The organism is Oceanospirillum multiglobuliferum, from assembly GCF_900167095.1.
Lineage (GTDB): Bacteria > Pseudomonadota > Gammaproteobacteria > Pseudomonadales > Halomonadaceae > Oceanospirillum > Oceanospirillum multiglobuliferum.
Window position 1 is genome coordinate 202,430 of sequence record NZ_FUXG01000003.1, and the last position, 25,634, is coordinate 228,063.

Below are 25,634 nucleotides of genomic sequence, written 5' to 3' on the forward strand. Positions count from 1 at the left end.
GCTGAGCCAAGTGCGAGCACTCCCCTAAAAGTTACGAGGAACAAAAATGTCTCACCAGTCCGATTTAATCGCGGAAGATATTGAAGAGTATCTCAAGCAACACGAACAGAAAGACCTACTGCGCTTTATCACCTGCGGTAGCGTGGATGATGGTAAAAGTACGCTGATTGGCCGTTTGCTGCACGACTCCAAAATGATCTATGAAGATCAGCTTGCTGCATTGAGCAAAGACAGCAAGAAAAGCGGCACCACAGGTGAAGAGATCGACCTAGCATTGCTGGTGGATGGCTTGCAGTCTGAGCGTGAGCAAGGCATTACCATTGACGTGGCCTACCGCTATTTCTCAACAGAAAAGCGTAAGTTCATCATCGCGGATACGCCGGGGCATGAGCAGTACACGCGCAACATGGCGACAGGGGCGTCAACAGCGTCTTTGGCGATTATCCTAATTGATGCGCGTTATGGCGTGTTAACCCAAACCAAACGTCACAGCTTTATTGTGTCGCTATTGGGGATCAAACACGTTGTGGTTGCGATCAACAAAATGGATTTGGCGGAGTATAGCGAAGCTCGTTTTAATGAAATCGTAGCGGACTACCAAGCGTTCTCTAAAGATTTAGATCTACCTGATGTGCGCTTTGTGCCAGTGTCAGCGCTAAAAGGCGAAAACGTTGTGAACAACAGTGAGCTGATGCCTTGGTACAAAGGTGCGCCACTGATGGAAATTCTGGAAAACGTTGAACTGAGCCACGATATTCCTTTGGAAGCGCTACGTTTCCCTGTGCAATATGTGAACCGCCCCAACCTGAATTTCCGTGGTTACTGCGGCACCGTTGCAGCGGGTACTGTGCGTAAAGGTCAGCAGATCACCGCATTGCCTTCAGGCAAAACCAGTACTGTAAAATCTATCGTCACTTTTGATGGTGAGTTAGAGCAAGCGCAAGCAGGCCAAGCGGTGACTATCACCTTAAACGATGAAATTGATATTTCTCGCGGTGATATGTTGGTGGAAACGGGCAAAGAAGCCACTGTCAGCAATACGTTTACGGCACACATGGTGTGGATGCACGAGCAGCCATTGCAACTGGGTAAGCAGTATAGCTTCAAAGTGGGTACAGACTTTACCAGTGGTTATGTGACTGAAATTGATCATCAAATTGATGTGAACACACTAGAGCACTCGCCTGCTACTGAGTTGGCGCTTAATGGCATTGCTCAAGTTAAAGTTGAACTGACAGAGCCTGTGGTTTTTGATGCATATCGCAACAGCCGCTTTACAGGTAGCTTTATTGTGATTGATCGCCTGAACAACATTACCGTTGGCGCAGGTATGATCGACGCGGCTGCCGAACAAGGGGCTCAAACCGCAGCTGGCCCAATCAGTGCCTTTGAGTTAGAGCTGAACGGCTTGATCCGTAAGCATTTCCCTCATTGGGAAGCGAAAGACCTGAGTGCACTGTTAAAGTAGTACTCAACGAAGAACGATACTAATTAAGCCGCTGTACGCCTTTCTAAATAGGTGTGCAGCGGCTTTTTTGTGCGCTGTTGGCTGCTTTAATAGGGTAAAGAGAGTACCTACCCTATTGTCAAAGCAGATTAAGCCGCACAGATCGCTTCACCATGATTGTGTACTTCAATCAGGCTGCAATGCAGGCTTTGTACTGCTAGGTCGTAATCATCATCAGAGACAATAAACTGAATATCAACTTGGCGCATGGATTGCTGGATAGCTAACACGCTGATATTAGCCTCAGCTAGTGCGTTTACTGTGCTTGCTAAAATACCGGGAACTTTCATGTCGCTACCAATGGCCGAAACGATAGAGACTTTTTTCAAACTCATTTCACAGTTTGGGAAGAGTGCTTGAATAGCACTTTGAATGCGTTTGATTGTCTTCAGGTTGGCTGCTAAGTAATGTGTTAGGGTGTTCGCATTGTTATCTTTGGAGATCAACGGCACTTTGAAGCGTTCAATAATGCCTAAAAGCTCACGGCCATAACGACTCATATTTCCCATCATATCTTGATCAAAAAATTCAAGTGCATAGACGTTTTGGCGTCCTGCGATAATTTCTACCGAAGGTTTTTCACTGACATAATCTGCTGTGATTAAGGTGCCTGAGTGATCAGGCTCAAAGGTATTCATTACTCGCAGTGGTAAACGTTGCTGACGTAGACCTTTTGCTGCTTTGGGATGAATCGCCTCCATACCTAAGTTAGCCAGCTGATCTGCAACATCATAGTTGGTGCGACCAATGGGTCAGTTTTTGTCTGGCAGGTGAAAAATATGCACACCCTGTAAGCAGTATTAAAGAGGTGCTTCATTTTCAGGAGCCCTCTTCAGTTCCGGGAGCGACTTTTGAGGTACAGGGTATTTTGAATGTTCGTGGTGAAGTGTTAACGGTTATCTCTGCTCGTAGGCTGATGAACTTACCAGAATATGATCTCATAGAGGCGTCTAAAATTATTTCTATAGAGACCTGCAATGGTGTGTGTGGCATCGTAGTTGACAGTGTGGAAGCTATTGTGAACTTTGAGCCAAGCAATATTGAGTTGCCGCCTAATTATGATGTGGACAACATTATTCAAGGAACGATCAATCATGGAGGGCAGTTGTTGATAGTGGCAAATTTCTTGCCCCATTGTGAACAAGTTGCCGGCCAGATGTAACTTAATCTAAGAACGAGTATAAAAAAAAACTCAATGCCCAGATGGGCATTGAGGTGACTTGCTACTGTTGGCTAGGCTAGTTTTGATTAACACCTATTAAGTGCATATTTAGCGGATTACTTCGCTGATATGTTCACGCCAATCTTGCAGTAATTTTTGGCGCTTGCCGATATGATCAAGAAAGAGTTTGTGCTGCTGTGCTAAGGTTTCAGCATATTGAGTGCTGCAAGCTTGCAAGTCGTCGCTAGACTCTGCCTGTGCGCAGCTATTGAGCATAGACAGCCAAAGATGGTTGTACTGCTGTACCGCTGCAAATTCAATTTCCATTAGCTTTTCAACTTCTTCTGTCCATTGTTGTGGCAGGCCACTCCAAGGGGCTAAAGGGTTTTTATAAAGCTCGCTCCACGCGTCAACAACTGTTTTCATCCTGTAAATCCTTCTTCGGCTCTAACAAATGGTCGGGTGATCGTCGTTATATTCTATAACATTAATATTAATATTAGGTCTCACTATCAGTGTAGTCTGCATTCTTCATCTTTGTCAGTGATATTTATATGACTTCTTATTGTGTCTTTATAAGAAATAATTCTGGATCAACATAGGTGCCATTGAGGCTGACGCTCCAGTGTAGATGTGGTGTTTTAATTGGTTGAGCAAATCGCATGCCTTCGATGTGACGCCCTGTATTACCAACTTTGCCAATCTCTTCACCGCGGCGTATTTTTTGACCTTCTCTTATACGCACGTTGATTGCTTGCAAGTGGCTGTACTGGGTAATAAGACCTTGTCCATGATCAATAATGACATGCTTGCCTTGGTAAAATAGATCGTCAATTAAGACAACCGTACCATCTGCGGGCGCAAATACGCGCTGGCCTGACATATCAACACCCGTGTGGCTGTAGACTTCTTCTCCGTTATAGAACCTTTGCTCTCCAAAGCCTTGGCTCACACTACCTTCAGTGGGGCGTAAAAAAACTCTGTTATCTGGTGGGTTACCGCTCCAACGTTGTAAGAAGCTTTGTATTTTATTTTTCTCTTGCTGAATTCGCTGTTGCTGAGCGGGTGTCAAATCTTTTTGCAGAGGAGTTCGGCTGATAATGTGTTTTTGTTGAGGTTTTTCTGGCGCGCGAACCTCTAAAAATACATTGCGAATTCGCCCGCCTGGCTGATGGATATCAAGGCTGTGCTTGCCTGCATTTAGACTAAGAGGCAGGCCTACCCATGTCACGCGACGCTCATCACTGCGCTTATTTTGTGCGCGACTCATGGTGAAAACTCTCTGGCCTTGAAAATAAATCTCTGGCGTACCTTCGCCAATGCTATTTGGTAGTTCGATTACTGCAACGCCACCCGGCACCGGATTTGCTTTCGGGCTGAAATCAGCTGAAGAAAAGCTGCTAAAAGCGAGAGATAAGCTCAGCAGGCTCAGGGTGCTGGCGCGTTTAAATAGATCTGCTTTAGTGGCTGACAGAGTGGCAGATGGCATAGTGTTCCCCTGTTTGAATATCCGTGCCCGATAGATCAATAACGGCTTAGGGCTTTTGCGCTTGTACAACGCTGACCAATTCACCGTCAGCTAGCCGAATGTTGATGGTATCACCAAGCTTTACCTGTTGATAATGGCGAATAATCTGTTGTTCGTCATCCTGAACAATGGCATAACCTCTTGAAAGTGTGGCTAAAGGACTCACGATCTGTAATTGCTGTCCAATTTGGGCTAATTTTTGTTCTTGTTGCAGCAGTTGCTGGCGTATACCGCGCTGTAGGCTTTGATGCAGTTTGGCTAGTTTTTGCTGTTGTTGATTGAGTGGCTTAACTGGCGATGCTCGCCATAGGCGCGCACTCAAATCTGAAAATTGGGCTTGTTGCCGATGCATCTGTTGTTGGAACGCTTGCTCTAAGCGCTGACTTAATTGCTTGAGCGTGCTGTGCTGTTGATTTAGCTGCGTTTGCGGGTGGCGCAGTTTTAGCTCTAGTTTACTTAACCGATGGTGATACTGCTGGATTTGTTGTGCCAAAGCTCGATGTAAACGCTGCTCGGTATAAACAAGCTGCTGCTTCTGTTGTTCAAGCTGCTTGATGTTCTGTTTAAAACGCTGCTCTAAATAATCTAAACGCTGTTGCTGTTGAATAAGAAGTTGGGTGTTAACTTTTATCAGTCGCTTTTCTGCCTGCGTCAGCCAGTTTAACCATTGCTCCAAATCTGGGCTAATCAGTTCTGCGGCAGCTGAAGGTGTAGGCGCTCTTAAGTCGGCAACATAGTCGGCAATTGTGGTATCTGTTTCGTGTCCTATAGCGCTGACAATGGGGATAAAGCTGGCAAATATTGCACGGGCAACACGCTCATCGTTAAATGCCCATAGGTCTTCTAGGCTGCCACCGCCACGGCCAACAATCAATAAATCTGCCTGGTCATGCAAGTTGGCTAACTCAATAGCGCGGGCGATAGTATTTGGTGCTTCACTGCCTTGCACTAATGTGGGGTAGATGATGATTTCTGCAAGTGGAAAACGACGCTCCAATACCGTCAAAATATCTTGGATAGCGGCTCCAGTTGTTGAAGTAATCACGCCTATAGTGTTGGGGATAGGTGGTAGTGCTTGTTTGTGCTTGGTTTCAAATAGACCTTCGCTTTGTAAGCGAAACTTTAGAGCCTCAAAAGCCCGTATCAGTGCCCCTCTACCTTGTTGCTCCATGGTTTCGGCAATCAGCTGAAAGTCTCCGCGTCCCTCGAATAAACTCGCTTTTGCGTACAACTGCACCTTGTCGCCATTCTGAGGTTTGAACGCCAACAGTTGCGCGCGATTGCGAAACAACGCGCAGCGCACCTGAGACTGTTCGTCTTTTAAACTGAAATATAAGTGTCCAGAGCTGGGTATGCTTAAGTTGGAAATTTCGCCTTCAACGATGACGAGCGAGAACTGCCCCTCCAATAATTGACGCGCTTTTTGATTTAGCTGGGTAACGGTTAAAACTGGGCGGCCAATATTTGATAGGGAGGGAGAGGCAGGCTGCATTATCGATCCAAATCATCAAAAGGGTTTATCTTATCACTGACTTAGGTTGTGAGCAGTAGGCTGACAGATTGCTTTAACAAGTTGAGTGGCTGTCATTTTCAGCGCAAGCCACTAGAGTTTAGCTTAAGAAATAAGTTTTTAAGCGGAAATCACCAGTAGATAGACCGACTAAAGTGTGAAATGAGGTGATTGTTAATGTTTACGAAAAAAGACTCTTACGATAAAATGTTAGGTTAATCTTCATTCTATACTCTCTCTTCAGCAGGCTCGCAGAATATGTTACGTATTGCTCAAGAAGCACTCACCTTTGATGATGTTTTGCTGGTTCCAGGTTACTCTGATGTTCTTCCGAACGACGTTAACCTGAAAACACGAATCACCCGTGGCATCTCTCTGAATATCCCGCTGGTTTCTGCGGCGATGGATACAGTAACAGAAGCACGTCTGGCAATCGCTATGGCGCAGGAAGGCGGCATCGGTATTATTCACAAAAACATGACCATTACGCAGCAAGCTCAGCAAGTGCGTCAGGTGAAAAAATACGAAAGCGTGATTGTTAAAGACCCTGTTACAGTGACTCCAGAAACCACTGTTAGTGAATTAATGGAATTGACGCGCGACACACGTTTCTCTGGTATGCCTGTGGTTTCAGGTGAAGAACTGGTCGGTATTGTGACCAGTCGTGATGTACGTTTTCAGCCGAATCTGAATGATTCAGTGGCTAGCATTATGACGCCGAAAGATAAGTTGGTGACAGTGCTAGAAGGTACTTCTTTAGATGAAATCAAAACCAAACTGCACCAACACCGTGTAGAAAAAATTCTAGTGGTAGACAAAGAGTTCCACTTGAAAGGTTTGGTAACAGTTAAGGATATTGAAAAAGCGCGTACTTATCCGAACGCTTGTAAAGACGAAGATGGTCGTTTACGCGTGGGCGCAGCAGTGGGTACAGGGCCAGAAACCCCTGATCGTGTCACCGCACTGGTTGAAGCTGGCGTGGATGTGATCGTGGTTGATACTGCTCACGGACACTCAAAAGGCGTGATTGACCGTGTACGCTGGGTGAAAGAAAACTTCCCACAGGTACAAGTGATTGGCGGCAACATTGCAACAGCTGAAGCGGCTATCGCACTGGCTGAAGCAGGTGCAGATGCCGTTAAAGTAGGTATCGGCCCAGGCTCTATCTGCACCACTCGTATCGTTGCTGGTGTAGGTGTTCCACAGATTTCTGCTATTGCGAACGTCTCTGCGGCGTTGGAAAAGTATGACATCCCGCTAATCGCGGATGGTGGCGTGCGTTTCTCTGGTGACTTAGCCAAAGCGATTGTTGCAGGTGCAAGCGTAATCATGGTGGGTGGTCTGCTGGCGGGTACAGAAGAAGCGCCGGGTGAAATTGAACTGTATCAAGGTCGCTCTTATAAAGCGTATCGTGGCATGGGTTCTTTAGGCGCGATGTCTCAGTCTCAAGGTTCTAGCGACCGCTATTTCCAAGATAAAAATGCCGGTGTTGAGAAGTTAGTGCCGGAAGGTATCGAAGGTCGAGTGCCTTACAAAGGCTCAATGACAGCGATTGTACATCAGTTGATGGGCGGTTTACGCTCTTCAATGGGTTACACTGGTAGCCGTGATATTCAACAGATGCGTACGAAGCCGACCTTTGTGCAAATCACTGGCGCAGGTATGCGTGAGTCTCATGTCCATGACGTGCAGATCACAAAAGAAGCGCCTAACTATCGTGTGGGCTAGGCTTAGCGTTAGTTAAAAAGTGGGGCTTTATGCCCCACTTTGCGTTCTAAATTAGCAGTTTTGTTTATGCAGTCTGAGCTTTCAGACTGGTCGTCACTTGATAACGGGTTGGTAAAACAATGAGCCAAGATATTCATGCTCAGAAAGTCCTGATTTTGGATTTTGGATCTCAATATACGCAACTGATTGCACGTCGTGTACGTGAACTGGGCGTATACAGTGAGATTCGTGCCTTTGATATGAGCGAAGCAGAGATTCGCGAATATAACCCTAAAGGTATTATTTTGGCGGGTGGCCCTGAGTCTGTCACAGAAGCAGATTCTCCACGCGCGCCAGAGTGCGTATTCACAATGGGACTGCCAGTACTGGGCATCTGTTACGGCATGCAAACGATGGCTGAACAGATGGGCGGTAAAGTTCAAGGCTCAGACATTCGTGAATTTGGTTATGCACAGGTCAAAATTGAAGCAGACAATGCCCTGACCAAAGCGGTTAAAGACCATGTTGATGCCGATGGCAAAGCATTGCTCGATGTGTGGATGAGCCATGGTGATAAAGTCACCAAAATGCCGGAAGGCTTTGAGCTGATGGCATCAACACCAAGCTGCGCCATTGCAGGGATGTTCCATGCTGAGAAAAACTTCTTTGGTGTACAGTTTCACCCAGAAGTGACACACACGCTTCAAGGTGGTCGTTTACTAGAACACTTCCTAATGGACATCTGTGGCTGTGAAGCGCTATGGACTGCGGCCAACATTATCGAAGACCAAATTGCCCGTGTACGCGAGCAAGTAGGCGACCAGAAAGTTTTGCTAGGCTTGTCAGGCGGTGTGGATTCTTCTGTTGTTGCTGCTCTATTGCATAAAGCGATTGGCGATCAACTGACCTGCGTATTTGTGGATAACGGCTTGTTGCGCAAAAACGAAGGCGACATGGTGATGGACATGTTCGCGAAGAACATGGGCGTCAAAGTGATCCGTGCCGATGCAGAGGAACTGTTCCTAGGCAAATTAGCAGGGGTTTCTGATCCAGAGCAGAAACGCAAAATTATCGGTAACACCTTCATCGAAGTCTTCGATGCAGAAGCCACCAAGCTGAAGGATGTAAACTTCCTTGCACAAGGCACCATCTACCCTGATGTGATTGAATCAGCCGCTGCTAAGACTGGCAAAGCTCATGTGATCAAATCGCACCATAACGTAGGCGGCCTGCCTGACGATATGAAAATGGCCTTGGTTGAGCCATTGCGTGAGTTGTTCAAAGACGAAGTACGCAAAATTGGTTTGGAGCTGGGTTTGCCGTACGACATGGTGTATCGCCACCCATTCCCAGGTCCAGGTTTGGGCGTGCGTATTCTAGGTGAAGTGAAAAAAGAATATGCTGACATCCTGCGTGAAGCCGATGCCATCTTCCTAGAAGAGTTGCACAACTTTGGTTGGTATCACAAAACCAGTCAGGCGTTTGTGGTCTTCCTGCCAGTTAAATCGGTTGGTGTTGTGGGCGATGGTCGTCGTTACGAGTGGGTTGTTTCACTGCGTGCCGTTGAAACCATCGACTTTATGACCGCACGTTGGGCGCACCTGCCTTATGAGCTGTTAGAGAAAGTGTCTAACCGTATCATCAACGAGATCAGCGGTATTTCTCGTGTCGCTTACGATGTGTCTAGCAAGCCACCAGCGACCATTGAGTGGGAATGATTCGACGTTTTTAAGCAAGATAAACGCTCAAAGCCCGCTTAATCGCGGGCTTTTTGTTTTTGGTGTTATTTCTTAATTAGAAGTATTAAAGATTGTTGTATAAGGGCATGTAGGTTGTAATGGTCTAAAGTTCAATAATATGAGTCGATTGAAATCAGGGAGTGCTTTTTCATCGCCTCAATTCAATGTGGGTGCTAGTATCCCAGCCAAATCTCGATGTGATTTAAAATGTACAGATTATCTTGAGCGTAGGCTTAAAAAATTAGATGGTCTTCTCGGTGATGATATATGTGGTGTAAAGGCGTTTGTCTGGTATCTAAATGAAGATCGATAGTGTAACTCAGCTTTCTGCTCTGACTAGGTTTTTTTCTGCTGCTGTTTTTAGAGAGATGGCGAAGAGGGGGCAGTCAGCTTTGTTCTCTCGCTTGCTTAAAGAAGCAGGATTAGTTGACCACATTGGGCTAAATGCAACGGTTGGTGAAGCGTTTGATTTTGCGTTTAATATACTGAAAGTTGCAGGGCATCGTGACGAATACATATATCGGGCAGCTGTAAGTCATAAAGTTCTTCTTGGAACTCATTCTCTTCGTACGGCCTCAATGCTTAATGAGTTTCGAGCAGGTGGCTGTAAGGCAGATATTGTTATTTTAAACGGTACTGCAACTGTTTATGAGATAAAGTCTGAGAGAGACTCTCTTGCCCGCCTTGAAAATCAAGTAGCGAATTACAAACGTGTGTTTGCAAAAGTTAATGTCATATCTAATGAAGGTCACATCGATGGTATCCTTGAAACTGTACCAGAAGATGTTGGAGTTATGTGCCTGACTAAGCGTTATCAAATTAAAACGATACGTGAGGCTAAGAGTTGTCCCGAAAGGATCTGCCCTAGTACTGTATTTGACTCTTTGCGTATAACTGAAAGTACCTCAATCCTTGAGAGTTTAGGGGTTGGGGTTCCTGATGTGCCTAATACGCAGCGGTATGCAGTATTACGTAAGCTATTTTCTGAGCTTGATCCTGCTACTTTGCACTTTGAAATGGTAAAAACGCTAAAGCGGACTCGAGACCTTGCATCTCTTAATGATTTTGTCGAAAGTCTGCCAAAATCCTTACAAACAGCTGCGCTATCAATATCTGTACGTCGCTCTGATCAATCAAAACTTATCGATGCTACAGAAACCCCGCTACATGCGGCAATGACATGGAGTTAATCGACGTATGTACTACCCATATTTTCGTGGAAAGCAATTTGAACTCATAACGATTCGTGAAATGGCTCCGCTTTTGGCTGAAAATCATTTTATACCGATTATAGAGCCTGTTCGTGAGTCATTTAATGGCTTGAAAAAGGCGCTAGGCGCGATTCATGACGCAGATGGAGGGGCAATAGTAATAGTTAATCCTTACCATGGGGATCATCAAGATGATGGCGCTAATATATCCTGTTTTCTTGAAGATGAGTTTTCTGATTCTGAGAAAATATCTGCAGGAATCCTACTACGCAATGGTATGACGGTAGATGATGCCCTGCATTGCTTTGAACAGCATCAATCCCATAATCCTGTTCTAGTTCATGCAGGTTTTACTGAGCCAAAGGCTTTGGCGGCTAAATTAGAAACACGAATGCCAGAGCTGACAAATATCTTTATAGACGACTATGCAAAGCTATTATACAGAAAGCATTTCGGTAGAAGTAAGCGTATTCTGATTCGCGATGGCTTCAACCGCCAACGCAATGCAGATTATCCCGAAGTTGAAGTTTTTTCCGAGGTTCATGCAACCTATTCAGATCTAGGAATGAGTGGATTTGGGGATTTTTTGATGGTTGGGGATGCATATACTGAGGGTGGCGGCCCAGCATACGCCGTCGCAATTCACTTAACATTTATAGATCGCGAAAAGGATGACGTGATGTACATTTATCATTTTGTTTCAGATACAAAAGATACCCCAACAGACCCTGCTGGCAAGTTTGGCCAAGCACTTAATAAGTTAATCAGTAAACTCGAGAGTGGCACCTCAGGGATTTTCGAAGGTAAGGCAATTGAGGAGTTTAAAGCTCTTCATGCCAAAGGGCATTTTCCCGGTTTAGGCTATGTAAAAAAGCTTTCGATGAAGCATCATATCGAAACGCTTGCCGACTATTTGAAGTGAGGTAGTTATGGCTAAGCATTTCTGTTGCCCTGAATGTTTTGGCGATCGTTTTTTGCGGGATGGGGTATTTCCGACATTGGAACCAAAAGAAGGAACTTGTGATTATTGTGGGACAGATAATACCTTTCTAGTTGCTCCTGCTAGTTTAGCTATATATTTTGAACTTCTGGTGAATGTTTATGAACCAAGTCCTGATGGAAAAACATTAGTTGAGTGGATGAAAGATGATTGGTTGATATTTAGCCATCACCGTATGGACATCGCTCATGCAAAAGAACTACTGAGTGACATTCTTAATGATGGTGAAATAGTTCGTCGCACGTTTGAGCCTTCTACTCGTTACAGTAGTGATGCTCTGCTCAAATGGGACAGACTGCGAGACGAGATGATGTACACAAATCGTTGGTTTCTTGATGTAACAATCGATCAAGATAACCTCGAGGATCTTCTCGATATGCTAATAGCGAAAGAGCTACCGTTACGTTGGTATCGAGCTAGAATCCAGTCTGAGGGTAGAGCTTTTAAAATAGATGAAATGGGTGCTCCACCTAAGAGACGTTCTTCAAATGGTCGTGCAAACCCTGCTGGTATTCCTTACCTCTATTTGGGCTCTATACCTGAGACGGCTGTTGCAGAAGTCAGGCCGCATACAGGTGAGGTTGCTTCCGTAGCCATTTTTGATATTCCAGAAATTAAAGCTGTAGATTTGCGTAACCCACGTGAATTTGTTTCTCCCTTCATGTTGGATGATGCAGGAAAAATAGCTCAGTTGCGAGCTGATTTGCCTTTTCTAGAGCGTTTAGGGGAAGAGCTGACAAGACCTGTTCAGCCCTCAGGTGCCGCTATAGACTATATACCCAGTCAATACTTGTGTGAGTTTATTAAAAAGAAAGGATTTGATGGAGTTGTTTATCGCAGCTCTGTTAGTGAGGGGATTAATCTTGCTTTATTCAATCCAGATCAGGCCACAGGTGGCCAGTTGACCACCTACAATGTGGATAGAGTATCTGTTAAGGTAAAAGAGATGTAAATGTAGGTCTATCATCTCTAAAGCCCGCGCTTAATCGCGGGCTTTTTGTTGTCTGTCTTAATCTTCTAAATAAGCCAACGCCAGTGCTTCTGCGACGCGAATGCCGTCGATGCCCGCTGACCAAATACCACCCGCGTAGCCTGCGCCCTCACCTGCGGGATACAAACCTTGTACGTTGATGCTCTGATAGTCTTTGCCACGTTTGATGCAAACAGGGGATGAGGTGCGGGTTTCAACGCCAGTCAGTAATCCGTCGGGTTTAGCAAAGCCTTTGATCTGCCGGTCGAATGCGGGAATGGCTTCACGGATGGCTGCTGTTACAAAATCAGGTACCACTTTGCTCAGATCGGTCAGTGTGATGCCCGGTGTGTATGAGGGTTGAACCTCGCCCAGTTCTGCGCTTGGTTTGCCAGATAGAAAATCGCCAATCAGTTGAGCGGGTGCATGGTAGTTTTCGCCGCCTGCTTTGAACGCTTGCTCTTCTAATCGACGCTGTAGGTCGATGCCCGCCAGTGGGTGACCCGGATAGTCTCTTTCTGGATCGATGCCCACGACAATGGCGCTGTTGGCGTTGCGCTCATTACGGGAGTATTGACTCATGCCGTTGGTGACCACGCGACCCTCTTCAGAGGTGGCGGCAACCACGGTGCCACCGGGGCACATACAGAAGCTGTACACGCTGCGACCATTTTTGCAGTGATGTACCAACTTATAATCTGCTGCACCCAAAATAGGATGGCCTGCATTGTCGCCAAAGCGGCAGCGGTCAATCATGCTTTGCTCATGTTCAATTCGGAACCCGACAGAGAAGGGCTTGGCTTCAATGTAGACGCCTTGATCATACAAAGCCTGAAAGGTGTCGCGGGCGCTGTGGCCTACGGCCAAGACCATCTTGGAGCAACTGAGGTATTCCCCCGTTGATAGATGTAAACCTTTCAGTTTGTAGCCTTCTGCCAGTGGTTCGAGGTCGAGTTTTTCAACGCGAGTGCTGAAACGAACTTCACCACCCAGATCAATAATCTGTTGGCGCATCTTCTCCACCATATTGACCAACCTAAAGGTGCCGATATGGGGTTTGCTGACATACATGATCTCTTCTGGAGCGCCTGCAGCCACAAACTCATGCAGTACTTTGCGCCCATAGTGTTTGGGGTCTTTGACTTGGCTGTAAAGTTTGCCATCGGAAAAGGTGCCTGCTCCGCCTTCACCGAACTGTACATTAGACTCAGGGTTAAGCGGTTGTTTGCGCCAGAAACCGAAGGTGTCTTTGGTACGTTCTCGTACTGCTTTACCGCGCTCCAGTACAATGGGTTTAAAGCCCATTTGTGCCAGAATAAGTGCAGCAAATAAGCCGCAAGGGCCAAGACCCACTACCACTGGGCGTTCTGCTAAGTCGCTAGGGGCTTGGGCGACAAACTTGTAGGTCATGTCGGGCGTTGCTCTTACGCTTGAATCCTGAGCTAACAGTTCGGCTTCGCCCGTCACCTCTACGTCTAAGGTGTAGATCAGTTGAATATCTCTTTTGTTACGTGCGTCGTAACCCCTTCGGAATATCGTAAAGGCTTGGAGCTGCTGTTTTTTGATGGCCAGCTTACGCAAAATGGCCTGTTCCAGCGCCTGTTCATCATGATTCAGGGGAAGTTTGATATCGGTTAAACGCAACATAATTAAAAGTACTCGTTTACTTTGCAGGGCGGTGCCAAAGGCAAGCAGAACATTCTAAATCAGTTGCTATGCTTTAGGTAGGTAAACTGCCCTGTTAAAGGGATTCCGGTGCAAAAAACTTGAGTTTTGAATAAGCTACTTTACACTTGCCGCCCACACAGAATGATGGAGGTATTAGCCCGCAATGGCCTTTGTAGTCACTGACAATTGCATTCGATGCAAGTACACCGATTGTGTCGCGGTTTGTCCCGTAGATGCTTTTTTTGAGGGGCCTAACTTTTTGGTTATCGATCCAGTGATCTGTATCGATTGTGGCTTGTGTCTGCCGGAATGCCCAGCAGATGCCATTTTTCAAGATATAGAGTTGCCACCTGAACAAACACCGTACATTACATTAAATGCAGAGTTGTCTCAGGTGTGGCCTAACATCACTCAATTGAAGGCACCGCTTGCCGATGCGGATGAGTGGAATGGGGTGGCGGATAAGCTGCATTTGCTTGAGCGCTAATGAGCGCTCAGCCTTTGAAACCTTTACCAACCAGATAGACTTCTCTTGAACGTGGACGAGAGGCTGCTGGCTTACGTACGATCACTTTGTCAAAAGAGCTGCGTACATCTTTCACGTATTCTTCATACCCCACCCCTTGGAAGACCTTGGCGCAGAAGCTACCGCCGGGCTTTAATACGTTGCGCGCCATATCCAGTGCCAGCTCGACCAGATACATCGACGCGTACTGATCGGTAGTGTTTACACCGCTCATATTGGGTGCCATGTCAGAGATCACTGTATCCACCTGATCACCCTCTAGTGCTTGGATAATCTCTTCATAGACCGCTTCGTCGGTAAAGTCGCCCTGAATGAAAGTGACACCGTCTAACCCATCCATTGGCAAAATGTCTGAGGCGATCACGCGCCCAGACTCGCCCACAACAGGTGCAACGACCTGTGACCAGCCACCGGGGGCTGAGCCGAGATCCATCACGACACTGCCGGATCGGTACAGTTTGTCTTTTTCGTTAATCTCGATCAGCTTATAGCTGGCGCGTGAACGATAGCCGTCCATCTGAGCTTTTTTTACATAAGGATCGTTAACATGTTCGTCCAGCCATTTCTGACTAGTTTTTGATCGGGCCATGAGGGGAGTCTGCTGTCGCTAAAACGGCACTTATTGTAAACTTTCGCCTTTGAATTGCAAAACCTCCTACGCTAAGCGCGGTACAGTGAACAAGGTATCGCGTAGGCGGCGGAAATATCAGGCCACAAAGGCAGAGACATGAAATTAGACGATGTTAAAAAGCTCCACCAGAAGAAGTATCGCACCCAGTTTGGTCATTATCTGGTGGAGGGCGAGCATCTGATTTTGGAACTGCAAAAAGCCCTTAAGGCAAAGCCTTATGCAACACCGATCACCTTGTATGTGACCGAAACGCATCAGGACTGGGCCCGTCAACTCGATGCTAACTTTCAGCAGGTGGTGCTGAGTGAAAAGCAGATGGCGCAGCTGAGTGATACCAAAACGCCTCAGGGGATTATGGCTCGCTTACCCTTACCGGATCTTTGTCATCAGCCTGAGGCATTACAACAGGGAGAGCGTTGTATCTATTTGCATGAGGTACAGGACCCCGGCAATCTGGGGACGATTATTCGCACTTTGGCTTGGTTCGGCAATTTTCGTTTACTGCTCAGTCCCAACAGTGTCGATCCCTTTAATTCAAAGGTGGTGCGCGCCAGTATGGGGGCTATTTTTCATTTGCCGATTGAACTTGATGTGCCGTTAACCACACTGTCGCAGCGCTTCAGTCAATTTGCGTATCTGGATTTAAACGGTGAAGTTATCAATGCGTCCGCTTTTGCAGACTATCAATGTTACTTATTTGGCAATGAAGCGCGAGGTGTACCGTTGGAGGCGTTGTCGGCTTTTAATGCTGAGGCCTATACCATTGCTGGATGTGGCCGTATTGATTCGCTCAATTTAGCCAGTTCAGTTGGAATCTGCGCCTATCAGCTCTCGGTCTCTGGTTAGCGTGCGGTTTGGTTGCAGGAGGGTAGAGAGACTACTCTTGCCCAAAGTAACGCGCTTCAATGGCCCTCAGGCTGCCATCTTGCGCCATCTCTTCTAAAGCTTGATAAAGCCGCCAGATGGTGCTGTTTTCCTGCACTTGCTCAGGTGTGTTGGTTTCAGAAAGGGTAAGATCTGGGCGGTAGTTTGGATTGGGGCGAAGTAAAATATGCTTTGACCGCTTTGACACACCAAAAAACATTTGTTGTGCTTCTTGGCAGCAGTGATTGTGTATTTTCAAGCGCGAAGCTCTTTCGGGGTGTGTTTTGAGAAAGTAGCGCACGGCCAAGAGGTTGTAAGCATAAAAATCCGCATGCCCCTCAAGGATTAGATCAACAATTTGTGTCAGGGTGAAATCATAGGGTTTTCGGGTATGGATCCCATATTGCTTGGCATTTAAGTCGTAACCTCCAAAAGAGACCACCATCACCAGTTTTCTTGCCGCTACGTCGTGCAGCGAGTGGATCTCTTGTTCGCTACTCCGAGTCAGGCCGATATAGCCATCTTTAAGGCCGTTAGGCAAAAAAACAAAATGTTCGGCTCTTGCTGAGGAGAAGGAGAGACCGGGGTAGAAATCAACGGCACCCTCTTTCATAAGGTGCAAAATGCGCGCTTTTGGCTGGCGCACAACGGTTAATGTGCAGTTAATCCTACGGCTTGCCTCCTTATATAACGCTTGATAAAGCCCTGAGTTATCGGGTGCGGCAGAAATAAAAGGCGGTTTGGCATTGGTGCGGTAGCCCATGACGAGTTCGCAGGCGAACGCCGAAAAAGATGCCCCTATAAGGATGAACCCAAAGAAAAACTTCAGCATAACAGTCTCAATTCATCTTGATGGTGTGAACCATTGTTTTAAGGTCAGTGTAGTTGAGCGGGTATCAATCTCTCAATTTCTTTCATGTTGTTTGCAGGTGGTCGATGCGGTTCAAACAGATTTGTAGGCTAGTCAAACTGATGCATCAGTGCTTTGGCTTATTGTTAATGGTCATTCTTTTACTCTCCTGTTTGACAGGTTTGTTACTGGTGTTTAAGGATGAAGTCGATTATTTGATCAACCGTGACATGATGTGGTTGGCTGAACCAGAGTCCTCAAAGATTTCACGTTTATCTCTTGAGCAAATCGAACTACAGATTAAACAGCGTTACCCCAATAGCCGAGTTTCATGGTTCGATCTAAAACCTGCTCATCAACGAGCTGCTATATATTGGTTGTCAGGTCAAGCTCACCTAGAAACGGGGCAATATATTGCACCCGAGCATAATCAGATCTTTATTGATTTATCCACAGGGGAAATTTTAGGGGGGCGGCGTTGGGGCGATTGGCGTTCACCTTTGGTGAATCTCATGCCCCTAACTTATCAATTACATTATTCACTGATGTTGGGCGTTGGCGGCGCGAAAGCTTTAGGGATCGCCTGTTTATTTTGGTTGCTGCAAATGTTGCTGGGGCTTTATCTGACTTGGCCAAAAGGTCGCTCAATAGGTTTTGTGCAGCAGGGTTATAAATGGTTGGGTTATTGGCGTTTTCGTAAAGGGCGAAGCGAGTTTCAGGCGCGTTATTTTAGGCATCGTTGGTTAGGGTTATGGCTGAGCCCTATGATGCTAGTTTTTGTGCTATCTGGGTTGGCGTTTAATTTAAAGCCTCTTTATTTCGCTGTGACTGACTTATTTTTGAATCGACAAACTGCACATCTTACTCTGGCTTCTACTCCATTCATGCAGCACATTCCTATGTCTTCTGATCAGGCATTACAACATGGGCGGGCTTTAATGGTAGAACTGGCCGCTCAGCGGGATTTTCAAATCGTTGCGCCTGTTGGCCTCTCTTACTCACCTTATAGTGGCCACTATCTTTATCGGGTGCACAGTGAGCTAGATGTGTCAGGAGACTATGCGAGAACCTCAATCTGGTTTGATGCTCTCAATGGGGAGATGAAAGCGGTTTATATACCAACTGGAGAGTTTGCAGTGGACAGTTTTACGAGCTGGATCTCAGCCTTGCATATGGCGAAAGCAGGGTTGTGGAGTAAAGGCTTTGTCATATTGTCAGCCTTAGCGGTATTGCTGTTACTGGTGAGTGGAGTTCGAGTTATGGTTTTGAAAGCCAAGCGGCACAGTTTGTGGTTTTTTGTGAAGAGTTGTTAAAGATTACTGTTAAATAGTCGATATAGTAGTCGAGTTTTAAAAATAAAATTCGATAAGCCTTAAGTGACAAGGCTTTTCTACAAAGAGGTGGTGATGTAACGCTTGGGAAGAATTATGGTTAATGGAGCCTGAATGTTATGGTGAATTGAATCTATGGGCGTGTTATTGCCGAGTACCAGTCGACAATAGCGGCAAAGTTTTGCCGATACACATTCCATGGGTTCACCTGAAATAACATGAGCTAACAGATAATAATACCTAGAAAGCAGTAAGAGTGGTGACCAGACCGCTATTACTTTTCTGAGCTATTGTTTTCTGTAGTAGTGCTATGCCATCCAGTCTCCAAAAACCATGTGATTCCTGACCATTGCGCTTTAGATCAAGCTTGACCGTTTTGATCTATAGGCAAACAACAATCAGAGGTGACCCGATGGCGCTATTTCTTAATACGAATATGGCAGCGTCCACTGGTCGGTATAACTTACAGCAAATTTCAGACCAAATTAATTTATCTGTCCAAAAATTATCAACGGGCAGTAGAGTTAATGCGTCAAGGGATGATGCTGCAGGGTTGCGGCTTGCCGATCAAATGACGACCCAACTAACAGGCTTAACGCAATCTAACCGTAATGCCAACTATGGCTTGGCATTAGCGCAGATTGCAGAAGGTTCGTTAACAGAAGTTTCAACAAACTTGCAGCGTGGCTACCAGCTTGCTGTAACCAGTGGTAACCGTACTTTATCGAGCGAAGGGCGAATAGCGCTTGGCGAAGAGTTTAAAGTTTTAATGGAAACCAATAATCGTATTGCAAACAATACGAAATATGGCGATATACAAATTTTAAACTACGAGTCTGATAGTGCGGGCTTTAAAATCCAAACTCGTCCAGAGCCTGCTGCGGCAGAAACAGTGACCACAGGTAATGCTATTTTAGGCGCTTTGTTTGGCAAGCTTGCCAATACAGAGAGTATAACAGGGCAAACACTTTCAACGATTAGTGCAAATCTAGGTAATACTGGAACGCTTGGTAAGCTTATTGCGGCTTATATGGTTGTGACAGGTGAGTCTGACGCGGGCGTTGGTGCTGATGCTCTGCTGACAGGAACCCGAGCGGGTGATATCAGTCTGATGCTAGATAATAGTGCTATTGAGGTTGATATTACAGAGTTGAAAAAGGTGCTTGTAAATGAAGTGACAGCTCAGGTTGGGCAGTCAGCTTTAATTACAGGTGTTGCTGCTGCCTTTACTGCATTTGCAGATACGGCCGTTGACTCTGCTACAGGCTTTTCTGATTCGCAAATCAATCAACTGCATGCCTTTACTACTGACGCTTTACTGACGGCGATGACAGGACTTTCTTCAGAAGTCACGCGGCAGAGAACCCGTCTCGGTGCTGAGCAAAATGGACTTAGTTCAACCATTAGAGCGAATAGTACGGCTATGGTGAATATTAAAGAGGCTAGAGGTCGTATTACGGATACCGACTATGCAGCTGAAACTGCAAGCTTGACTCGGAATAGGATCTTATTTGACACAGTAAGCTCTGTTCTGGCTCAAGCCAACCAGAGGCCTGGGCTTGCGATGGCTTTGCTTCGGTAAATTAATTTTACACTGCTAGATGCGCTTTATAATAAGGATATTAAGTGCTGGGGTTGATTCTATTGATGATACCCCAGTTTTTTTGTTAGAACTAAAGTATTAGACAAAATTCACTCGCTGTGGTTAGCTTAGTTCCGGTTCCGAATAAGGAGTTCGGTATGGGCAGCAAAATAACCCAACTTTATAGCATGTTCTCAGATGTTCGGTCAGGACGATCTAATACTGATTTAATGTCTGATATTGGGCTTTCCCCTACAATGCAGAAGTCCAACTTTAATCGCTTGCTCTCGTTTTTAAAATCTGCACCTTATTGGCAGTTGGTTGCAATTCTTTGGTTTTTACTGGCGCTGATATGGGCTGGTTTTACATTTTTGTTTTCTAAGCCTCAAATACATTCTGTTATTTCTAGCCCTCAAGCGATGCCGCAAGAGTGCCAGTACCTGAAGCATTTTTTTCTTGATGCCGAGCCTTATCAATTATTGGCTACAGGTCGTATGGCCTGTGTTAGCTCTATTCGTTATTTTGGTCATAATAAGCGTCATGGCATACGCTATGCTGCTTTCGGTACGCTAGAGCAGATTGAAGAGATGCGACTCTCCTTGAGAATGAGCCAATATGATTTGCAAGCCATCAAAGAGTTAATCCGCTTTGGTAATAGCTTGGCACTGCCTGTTATGGGCCATACATTGCCTGTCGAGGTTGGCCAAGTGTTGCAGTCCAATGAAAATTCACAATGGCAGTATGGTGTTTATCAAGTGCGAATTGAACGCCAAAATCTGAATGCACAAACACAAGATGTGCATTTGATTATTCAGATGCCTACCTCTGAAGCCTCTCGGCTTTAATAGTTTAGCGCTGTTGTTTATGCTCTTTTTCTTTTTTCTGCGCGAGTGTGCCAAAACCGTGATTAACGGCCTGTGATAGGCTGCGGAAAGTGCTGTAATGCGCTGATGTTATCGCTTTATCGCCACCTTTGTTATCGGCATAGAGTATGCCTGAAGCCACGCCTCTAATACTGATTGTCGCAATGACAAATTCTTTAGGGTTCTCTAATGCCTGTTGTAGTGGCTCCGGCAAATCATTTAAATATTTTGCACATTGATGGGGTTGTACCCATAAGGCTGCTGGCTTTCCTAATAGCTTACCGAGTAAATGATCGCTTTCAGCGCTTAGTTCCATGCTGGCAAATGGACTATTGTCTGCGAAGCCTTTTGCGTAAATACCCTTTACGGAGCCTTGTTTACGAGACTTCATAAATAAGATGCAACGTGTTAAGCCCAAATCAAAGTGCAGAACCTGACTAGCACCATCCATTAGTTGATGGATAGAAAAGACTTGCTGCTGCTTCACTGTTTGTAAATAAAACAGTTTAAACAGTGCTGTTTGTACTTCATTGACTGGCAAAACCTGTTGTTGCTTTATAGGTACTAATGCAGTGTCTTGAGTGGTTCGTGTCGGCTTGATCTCTACTTTTTTGCGTAGATCGACAGAAAGATCTTTTTTAGCCTTTACCTTAGTCGCTTCGGCTACAGGCTTTGTGGATGCTTTCTTTTGTGCGCTAAGCAATACTTTTTTAGGCAGTGAGCGTTTTGGTAGTTTGGGATGTAGTAGTTGTACCGCAGGAGACCATACGCCTTGTAGCTGATGTAACTTAGAAAAGCTCACAGCCGTTTTGTGAACCTGAACAATAACTTCTTGTAATGGGCGGTGTAGAAATACAGATAGTATTTTAAGGGTACGTAACGTTTGTGGACTATACCAGCTAACCGCACTGTTCATCGCTAACCAGTGTGCCAACATAGATGCCAGCCAAGGGGTTTGCAGATAGAGACCCTGCGCTTTAGGTATTTCAGGTGCGACATTAGTTTTCCACGCGCATTTAGATAGCTTGCCCAGCATTTTGGCATCTGGATTTAGCAGTTTATTCAAATTCTGAGCGGTGAACTCTGTTAGTCGCCAATAAGGTAGTAATGTACGGCTCAGTTGTTGGGAGGTGCAGCCTAATATCTCTGTTTCGACATGGTTACGGTTTTCTCCAGTTTGCACTCTATGCTCAATGGCGTAGTACTCTTTGGGTGCCGAAAGCGCTAAGTACCAGTAAACCACACTTAAGCGTAATGCCATCCAATAATGCGCTTCCCCGCTGCCTTGGATTTTCATTTCGGCCCAACTCTCAGCTTGAGTGGCTGCGTGTAGACTTGTGTTTAGAGCCTGTAGAAAGGCATTGTGAGCAATTTTCTCTGGGTTGAAATGGATGTATTTTACATTTTTCAGTATTGGTTTGACCTTATCCATGCCCAAAAGCGCCATGGCATGAGGCAGCGATAGCACGTCATTATCAGGGTTCTGATTGGCTTTATTAGCATGAGAAAGCATTTGGAAGGATAAAACAGGGTCTTCAGCAACGATTTTTTCTAGATCAAGCAGTCCGCAATCTGGTTTTCTCATCGCTATGGCGAGTTTTTGCCCTGTTTGATGTAGAGCGGGTAATGAGACCTGTAATAGCTGCTTACGCCAGTGAGACAACCCTTTAGATTTCTGATTGACACTTTTTGAAGACGTTGCAGGCATATTGATTCCAAATCTTGTAAAAGTCTTAAAGCAAAAGGCTACAGGAAATCTGATAACAATATTTAAACATCGCAGCCTAGTGATGATGTATGGAAATTGTAACTCAGAAGGATCAACGCTTTGAATCAAATGCGCACTTTTTTGTATAAAAAAACCACAGGCTGAAACCTGTGGTTAAATTTGCATGAGAGTGTTGTGTAGTCTGGGCAATTAGCAATTGTCCAGACTGCTCAATAGAGCTGACTAGCGATTTACCACTTGGTCAAACTCATTTTGAATTTCCATAGAAGGTGCTTCACCCATTAGGCTTACAACATAAATTGAGATCCAAGCCAGAATAAAGCCCGGCACAATTTCATACAGATCAAAAATGCCACCAGACAGCTGTTTCCAAATTACAACAGTCATTGCACCTACAATGATACCTGCTAAAGCACCGTTACGTGTCATGCGCTTCCAGAACAAAGCTAGGATAAGTGCTGGGCCGAATGCTGCACCAAAGCCTGCCCATGCATAAGACACTAAGCCTAGTACAGAAGAGTCTGGATCACGTGCCAATAGTAGTGCAATTGCTGCAATACCAATTACGGCGATACGGCCGACCATCACTAACTCTTTCTGAGAGGCCTCTTTGCGGAATAGAGACTTGTAGAAGTCTTCGGTTAGTGCAGAAGAAGACACCAACAACTGAGAGTCCGCTGTTGACATCACCGCCGCCAAAATTGCGGCTAGCAAAATGCCTGCAACCACTGGGTGGAATAGTGCGTTCACCAGTACCATAAATACGGTCTCACCATCCTTTAGGCCGCCATCAAGGTAAGCAATCGCACCAAAACCAACAAATACGGCGCCTAATAATGTCAAAGCCGTCCAGCTGGTTGCGATACGACGCGCTGCTGGAATGTCTTTTTCGCTACGGATAGCAGCAAAACGAGCCAAGATATGTGGCTGACCAAAATAGCCCAAGCCCCATGCCATCAAAGAGATAATAGCGATTGCACCTAGTGGCTCGCCGTTAGTGCCTGTGAATAAGGTTAATAGTTCAGGGTTTTTCGCTTCCATTACAGCAAAAGTTTCACTAATACCGCCAACTTCACCCATCAGCACGATTGGCACTGCAACTAATGCCGCAGCCATCATTAAGCCTTGAACTAAATCTGTCCAAGACACTGCTAAGAAGCCGCCGAAGAAGGTATAGGTGATTACTGCCAGAGTACCCACTAGTACTGCAGTGAAGTAATCCATACCGAATACAGTTGCAAAGAGTTTACCGCCTGCGACTAAACCAGAGCTGGTATAGAACAGGAAGAACATCAGAATAAAGAATGCAGAGATTACACGTAATACGTGAGAGTTATCACGGAAACGTTGCTCAAAGAACTCAGGCAGAGTAAGAGAGTCGCGTGCCACTTGGCTGTAAACGCGTAAACGGCCTGCGACGATCAACCAGTTTAACCAAGTGCCTAATAAAAGGCCTCCAGCCAACCAGAAAGCTTCCATACCTGCCGCTAACGCATAGCCTGGTAAACCCAGCAACAACCAGCCGCTCATGTCAGATGCGCCAGCAGAGATTGCAGAAGGCCAAGGGCCTAAGCTTCGACCACCTAGAATGTAGTCCGACAAATCTTGAGTTTTCTTATAGGCATAGATACCAATGCCCAGCATTAGGGCGATATAGACCACAAAGGTCCAGCCTACAATTGCATTTGCTTCGATCATAGCATTTACCTTTCAGAGCTGAGGCGTATTTGTTTTTATTGATGGTGAGGATTTCACCAAAATGTAACGACTTTCAGAATCGCTATAGAAATGTGCTGACACTGTAATGAAGAAGGTCGAATAGCTTCTTGCAAAAAACTGGGTATTTTTTGTAAAAAACTATGGCGTTGGATAATTGATGGGTGGTGTTGAAAAACTAGTGCTGGCGGCGAACCTGCCCAGGTGTTGATTGAAAGTATTTTTTAAAGGCGTTGGTAAGCGCACTTTGGCTGGTAAATCCTACTTGCTCTGCAATGTCAGTGGTCGGCAAAGTTGAATACTGCAATAGACGATAAGCTTCTTTCAATCGTGCTTGGATCAGATACTGATGCGGTGTAGTGCCAACAATATTGCGAAAGACAATATGGAAATGGCTTTCGCTCATACAGGCCACTTGAGACAACTGTGCAACTGAGATTTTATCAGCCATATTTTTAGCGATGAACTGGTCTATACGATCCATGTTCAGCGTTACCCTGTCAGGCTGTTTGATCGGTACGGTTTGATCAAAAAGGCGTTCATGCAGGCGGTGTAAAAAAGCAAAGGCTAAGAAGTCAGCAGTATTAGGATCGTCACCGTATAACTCGACCTCTTTCAGTAAGAATGACAAAAATAGTTTTAAGTTATTATCGATGTTGAAGTAACCCGGCTGATCGAAAACTCGATTCAAGTCCATCATGCTACTTTGAAGGAGAGGGTGCTGAGTGGATAGATCAATAATCAGATGATTATTGGTACCTATACCTTCATAAAAGTGCGTCTGTTCTGTAGGTACTAAGCAGCCTTTGACAGGGTTAACCTGTCCACAAGCCCCTTCAATCTCAAACTCAGCGCTGCCCGTTAGCCCCACAACCAACTGATGGAAGCTATGGTCGTGGTTTAAACAGCTGTTGGGTAAGTTGTAAACACGAATGTTTGTATGCATGACAAGGCTCAAACACTGTACTCTGTTGGCTGTGAATGATTGTTGTTAACGGGCGGCCATTGTACGACTTTGGTTAAAGGGGTAAAGCGGTTTTTATCTGATGGGCTTACACCTTGCCAATCTGGTATAGCCTTTATTCTGGGTTGAACTGAGTAACATCTTGAAGTTCAAGAAGAATATCTTCTAACTTTCGCAAGCCTAAAGCGGAAAACATTTTATCCGCATGACCGAGACTGGCTTCTCTGCCCAGATAGAAGAGCCTTTCTATTTCTATACAACGTATTCTAATACTTTCCAATGCTGGGTCGTGTCTGATTGGTATGTGTATTACGGCACTCCATTGTTCGTACTCAGCTTGTCCTGTTAGGGTCTGTTCAATGAGCTGAATAAAGTCGCTACGCTCATTATGGAACTTGGGCGGGTGGCTAAAGCTGGTTAGAAAAAGGCTGATAACGATTAAAGTAAATGCTAGTAGTGTTGTGACTAAAAATAGCATTATTGATCTCCTTAAAAGCATGCAGATATTTTTTTGGAATTTTATTTCATCAATATTTGTCGTGTATTTCTCGTGTTTTCTCTGACGTTGCCCTCATT

At 45.4% G+C, this 25,634-nt stretch carries 23 protein-coding genes; 12 read left to right on the forward strand and 11 right to left on the reverse strand.

Annotated elements, in window-relative coordinates:
• The first annotated feature begins 46 nt into the window (after positions 1-46).
• Positions 47-1,468, forward strand: coding sequence for a sulfate adenylyltransferase subunit CysN (gene cysN / locus B5D26_RS03565; protein WP_078744317.1), 1,422 nt, complete (start codon positions 47-49; stop codon positions 1,466-1,468).
• A gap of 128 nt (positions 1,469-1,596) precedes the next feature.
• Here cysN and B5D26_RS03570 read toward each other — a convergent pair whose 3' ends face one another.
• Positions 1,597-2,208 (reverse strand): ACT domain-containing protein, encoded by a 612-nt coding sequence (locus tag B5D26_RS03570; protein WP_078744318.1) that lies wholly within the window; start codon positions 2,206-2,208, stop codon positions 1,597-1,599.
• 98 nt (positions 2,209-2,306) lie between these two features.
• On the opposite strand from B5D26_RS03570, the gene B5D26_RS03575 reads away from it, so the two are divergent.
• Positions 2,307-2,669 carry a chemotaxis protein CheW gene (locus tag B5D26_RS03575; RefSeq protein ID WP_234985180.1) on the forward strand — a complete coding sequence of 121 codons (363 nt, stop codon included), beginning with the start codon at positions 2,307-2,309 and terminating at the stop codon, positions 2,667-2,669.
• A gap of 108 nt (positions 2,670-2,777) precedes the next feature.
• Here the strand turns inward: B5D26_RS03575 and B5D26_RS03580 are convergent, their stop codons facing one another.
• From B5D26_RS03580 to xseA, 3 genes are all read right to left on the reverse strand, one after another.
• The gene (locus B5D26_RS03580; protein ID WP_078744320.1) at positions 2,778-3,095 is read right to left on the reverse strand and encodes a hypothetical protein; all 318 of its coding nucleotides are present in this window, start codon (positions 3,093-3,095) and stop codon (positions 2,778-2,780) included.
• Positions 3,096-3,231: 136 nt separating this feature from the next.
• Complete coding sequence (locus tag B5D26_RS03585) at positions 3,232-4,158, reverse strand: M23 family metallopeptidase (protein ID WP_078744321.1); 927 nt, start codon at positions 4,156-4,158, stop codon at positions 3,232-3,234.
• 46 nt (positions 4,159-4,204) lie between these two features.
• Positions 4,205-5,689, reverse strand: coding sequence for an exodeoxyribonuclease VII large subunit (gene xseA / locus B5D26_RS03590; protein WP_139776587.1), 1,485 nt, complete (start codon positions 5,687-5,689; stop codon positions 4,205-4,207).
• 276 nt (positions 5,690-5,965) lie between these two features.
• Between xseA and guaB the strand changes: the two genes are divergently transcribed.
• The 5 genes from guaB to B5D26_RS03615 all read left to right on the forward strand — a co-directional run bounded on the left by guaB (position 5,966) and on the right by B5D26_RS03615 (position 12,316).
• Positions 5,966-7,435, forward strand: coding sequence for an IMP dehydrogenase (guaB, locus tag B5D26_RS03595; protein ID WP_078744323.1), 1,470 nt, complete (start codon positions 5,966-5,968; stop codon positions 7,433-7,435).
• A 119-nt stretch (positions 7,436-7,554) separates the two neighbouring features.
• Complete coding sequence (gene guaA, locus B5D26_RS03600; RefSeq protein ID WP_078744324.1) at positions 7,555-9,132, forward strand: glutamine-hydrolyzing GMP synthase; 1,578 nt, start codon at positions 7,555-7,557, stop codon at positions 9,130-9,132.
• A gap of 320 nt (positions 9,133-9,452) precedes the next feature.
• Positions 9,453-10,343, forward strand: a complete 891-nt coding sequence (locus B5D26_RS03605; protein ID WP_078744325.1) for a sce7726 family protein — start codon at positions 9,453-9,455, stop codon at positions 10,341-10,343.
• A gap of 7 nt (positions 10,344-10,350) precedes the next feature.
• Complete coding sequence (locus B5D26_RS03610) at positions 10,351-11,286, forward strand: sce7725 family protein (protein ID WP_078744326.1); 936 nt, start codon at positions 10,351-10,353, stop codon at positions 11,284-11,286.
• Between the two features lie 7 nt (positions 11,287-11,293).
• Positions 11,294-12,316 (forward strand): RES family NAD+ phosphorylase, encoded by a 1,023-nt coding sequence (locus B5D26_RS03615; protein WP_078744327.1) that lies wholly within the window; start codon positions 11,294-11,296, stop codon positions 12,314-12,316.
• A gap of 57 nt (positions 12,317-12,373) precedes the next feature.
• Here B5D26_RS03615 and B5D26_RS03620 read toward each other — a convergent pair whose 3' ends face one another.
• Positions 12,374-13,981: an NAD(P)/FAD-dependent oxidoreductase gene (locus tag B5D26_RS03620; protein ID WP_078744328.1), complete on the reverse strand. Its 1,608-nt coding sequence runs from the start codon at positions 13,979-13,981 to the stop codon at positions 12,374-12,376.
• A gap of 184 nt (positions 13,982-14,165) precedes the next feature.
• Here B5D26_RS03620 and fdxA point away from each other — a divergent pair, with 184 nt between their 5' ends.
• Positions 14,166-14,489 carry a ferredoxin FdxA gene (gene fdxA, locus B5D26_RS03625; protein ID WP_078744329.1) on the forward strand — a complete coding sequence of 108 codons (324 nt, stop codon included), beginning with the start codon at positions 14,166-14,168 and terminating at the stop codon, positions 14,487-14,489.
• Between the two features lie 7 nt (positions 14,490-14,496).
• On the opposite strand, the gene rlmE is transcribed toward fdxA, so the two are convergent.
• A complete protein-coding gene (gene rlmE, locus B5D26_RS03630) occupies positions 14,497-15,117 on the reverse strand; it encodes a 23S rRNA (uridine(2552)-2'-O)-methyltransferase RlmE (protein ID WP_078744330.1) in 621 nt (206 codons plus the stop codon).
• 138 nt (positions 15,118-15,255) lie between these two features.
• Between rlmE and B5D26_RS03635 the strand changes: the two genes are divergently transcribed.
• Complete coding sequence (locus tag B5D26_RS03635; RefSeq protein WP_078744331.1) at positions 15,256-16,005, forward strand: TrmH family RNA methyltransferase; 750 nt, start codon at positions 15,256-15,258, stop codon at positions 16,003-16,005.
• A gap of 31 nt (positions 16,006-16,036) precedes the next feature.
• On the opposite strand, the gene B5D26_RS03640 is transcribed toward B5D26_RS03635, so the two are convergent.
• Positions 16,037-16,855 carry a transporter substrate-binding domain-containing protein gene (locus B5D26_RS03640; RefSeq protein WP_078744332.1) on the reverse strand — a complete coding sequence of 273 codons (819 nt, stop codon included), beginning with the start codon at positions 16,853-16,855 and terminating at the stop codon, positions 16,037-16,039.
• A gap of 104 nt (positions 16,856-16,959) precedes the next feature.
• On the opposite strand from B5D26_RS03640, the gene B5D26_RS03645 reads away from it, so the two are divergent.
• From B5D26_RS03645 to B5D26_RS03655, 3 genes are all read left to right on the forward strand, one after another.
• The gene (locus B5D26_RS03645) at positions 16,960-18,186 is read left to right on the forward strand and encodes a PepSY-associated TM helix domain-containing protein (protein ID WP_078744333.1); all 1,227 of its coding nucleotides are present in this window, start codon (positions 16,960-16,962) and stop codon (positions 18,184-18,186) included.
• 430 nt (positions 18,187-18,616) lie between these two features.
• The gene (locus tag B5D26_RS03650) at positions 18,617-19,786 is read left to right on the forward strand and encodes a flagellin N-terminal helical domain-containing protein (RefSeq protein ID WP_078744334.1); all 1,170 of its coding nucleotides are present in this window, start codon (positions 18,617-18,619) and stop codon (positions 19,784-19,786) included.
• Between the two features lie 158 nt (positions 19,787-19,944).
• On the forward strand, positions 19,945-20,631 hold the full coding sequence (locus B5D26_RS03655) for a hypothetical protein (RefSeq protein WP_078744335.1): 687 nt from the start codon (positions 19,945-19,947) through the stop codon (positions 20,629-20,631).
• A gap of 4 nt (positions 20,632-20,635) precedes the next feature.
• Here B5D26_RS03655 and B5D26_RS03660 read toward each other — a convergent pair whose 3' ends face one another.
• The 4 genes from B5D26_RS03660 to B5D26_RS03675 form a co-directional block, all read right to left on the reverse strand.
• Positions 20,636-22,357: an HDOD domain-containing protein gene (locus B5D26_RS03660; protein ID WP_078744336.1), complete on the reverse strand. Its 1,722-nt coding sequence runs from the start codon at positions 22,355-22,357 to the stop codon at positions 20,636-20,638.
• A 243-nt stretch (positions 22,358-22,600) separates the two neighbouring features.
• On the reverse strand, positions 22,601-24,076 hold the full coding sequence (putP, locus tag B5D26_RS03665) for a sodium/proline symporter PutP (RefSeq protein ID WP_078744337.1): 1,476 nt from the start codon (positions 24,074-24,076) through the stop codon (positions 22,601-22,603).
• A gap of 196 nt (positions 24,077-24,272) precedes the next feature.
• Positions 24,273-25,040 carry an AraC family transcriptional regulator gene (locus tag B5D26_RS03670; RefSeq protein ID WP_078744338.1) on the reverse strand — a complete coding sequence of 256 codons (768 nt, stop codon included), beginning with the start codon at positions 25,038-25,040 and terminating at the stop codon, positions 24,273-24,275.
• A 133-nt stretch (positions 25,041-25,173) separates the two neighbouring features.
• Positions 25,174-25,536: a hypothetical protein gene (locus tag B5D26_RS03675; protein WP_078744339.1), complete on the reverse strand. Its 363-nt coding sequence runs from the start codon at positions 25,534-25,536 to the stop codon at positions 25,174-25,176.
• Positions 25,537-25,634 lie beyond the last annotated feature (98 nt).

Coding starts and splice junctions, on each gene's coding strand:
- cysN (WP_078744317.1), top strand. CDS start 47: ATGTCTCACCAGTCCGATTTAATCGCGGAAGATATTGAAGAGTATCTC.
- B5D26_RS03570 (WP_078744318.1), bottom strand. CDS start 2,208: ATGGAGGCGATTCATCCCAAAGCAGCAAAAGGTCTACGTCAGCAACGT.
- B5D26_RS03580 (WP_078744320.1), bottom strand. CDS start 3,095: ATGAAAACAGTTGTTGACGCGTGGAGCGAGCTTTATAAAAACCCTTTA.
- B5D26_RS03585 (WP_078744321.1), bottom strand. CDS start 4,158: ATGCCATCTGCCACTCTGTCAGCCACTAAAGCAGATCTATTTAAACGC.
- xseA (WP_139776587.1), bottom strand. CDS start 5,689: ATGCAGCCTGCCTCTCCCTCCCTATCAAATATTGGCCGCCCAGTTTTA.
- guaB (WP_078744323.1), top strand. CDS start 5,966: ATGTTACGTATTGCTCAAGAAGCACTCACCTTTGATGATGTTTTGCTG.
- guaA (WP_078744324.1), top strand. CDS start 7,555: ATGAGCCAAGATATTCATGCTCAGAAAGTCCTGATTTTGGATTTTGGA.
- B5D26_RS03605 (WP_078744325.1), top strand. CDS start 9,453: ATGAAGATCGATAGTGTAACTCAGCTTTCTGCTCTGACTAGGTTTTTT.
- B5D26_RS03610 (WP_078744326.1), top strand. CDS start 10,351: ATGTACTACCCATATTTTCGTGGAAAGCAATTTGAACTCATAACGATT.
- B5D26_RS03615 (WP_078744327.1), top strand. CDS start 11,294: ATGGCTAAGCATTTCTGTTGCCCTGAATGTTTTGGCGATCGTTTTTTG.
- B5D26_RS03620 (WP_078744328.1), bottom strand. CDS start 13,981: ATGTTGCGTTTAACCGATATCAAACTTCCCCTGAATCATGATGAACAG.
- fdxA (WP_078744329.1), top strand. CDS start 14,166: ATGGCCTTTGTAGTCACTGACAATTGCATTCGATGCAAGTACACCGAT.
- rlmE (WP_078744330.1), bottom strand. CDS start 15,117: ATGGCCCGATCAAAAACTAGTCAGAAATGGCTGGACGAACATGTTAAC.
- B5D26_RS03635 (WP_078744331.1), top strand. CDS start 15,256: ATGAAATTAGACGATGTTAAAAAGCTCCACCAGAAGAAGTATCGCACC.
- B5D26_RS03640 (WP_078744332.1), bottom strand. CDS start 16,855: ATGCTGAAGTTTTTCTTTGGGTTCATCCTTATAGGGGCATCTTTTTCG.
- B5D26_RS03645 (WP_078744333.1), top strand. CDS start 16,960: ATGCGGTTCAAACAGATTTGTAGGCTAGTCAAACTGATGCATCAGTGC.
- B5D26_RS03650 (WP_078744334.1), top strand. CDS start 18,617: ATGGCGCTATTTCTTAATACGAATATGGCAGCGTCCACTGGTCGGTAT.
- B5D26_RS03655 (WP_078744335.1), top strand. CDS start 19,945: ATGGGCAGCAAAATAACCCAACTTTATAGCATGTTCTCAGATGTTCGG.
- B5D26_RS03660 (WP_078744336.1), bottom strand. CDS start 22,357: ATGCCTGCAACGTCTTCAAAAAGTGTCAATCAGAAATCTAAAGGGTTG.
- putP (WP_078744337.1), bottom strand. CDS start 24,076: ATGATCGAAGCAAATGCAATTGTAGGCTGGACCTTTGTGGTCTATATC.
- B5D26_RS03670 (WP_078744338.1), bottom strand. CDS start 25,040: ATGCATACAAACATTCGTGTTTACAACTTACCCAACAGCTGTTTAAAC.
- B5D26_RS03675 (WP_078744339.1), bottom strand. CDS start 25,536: ATGCTATTTTTAGTCACAACACTACTAGCATTTACTTTAATCGTTATC.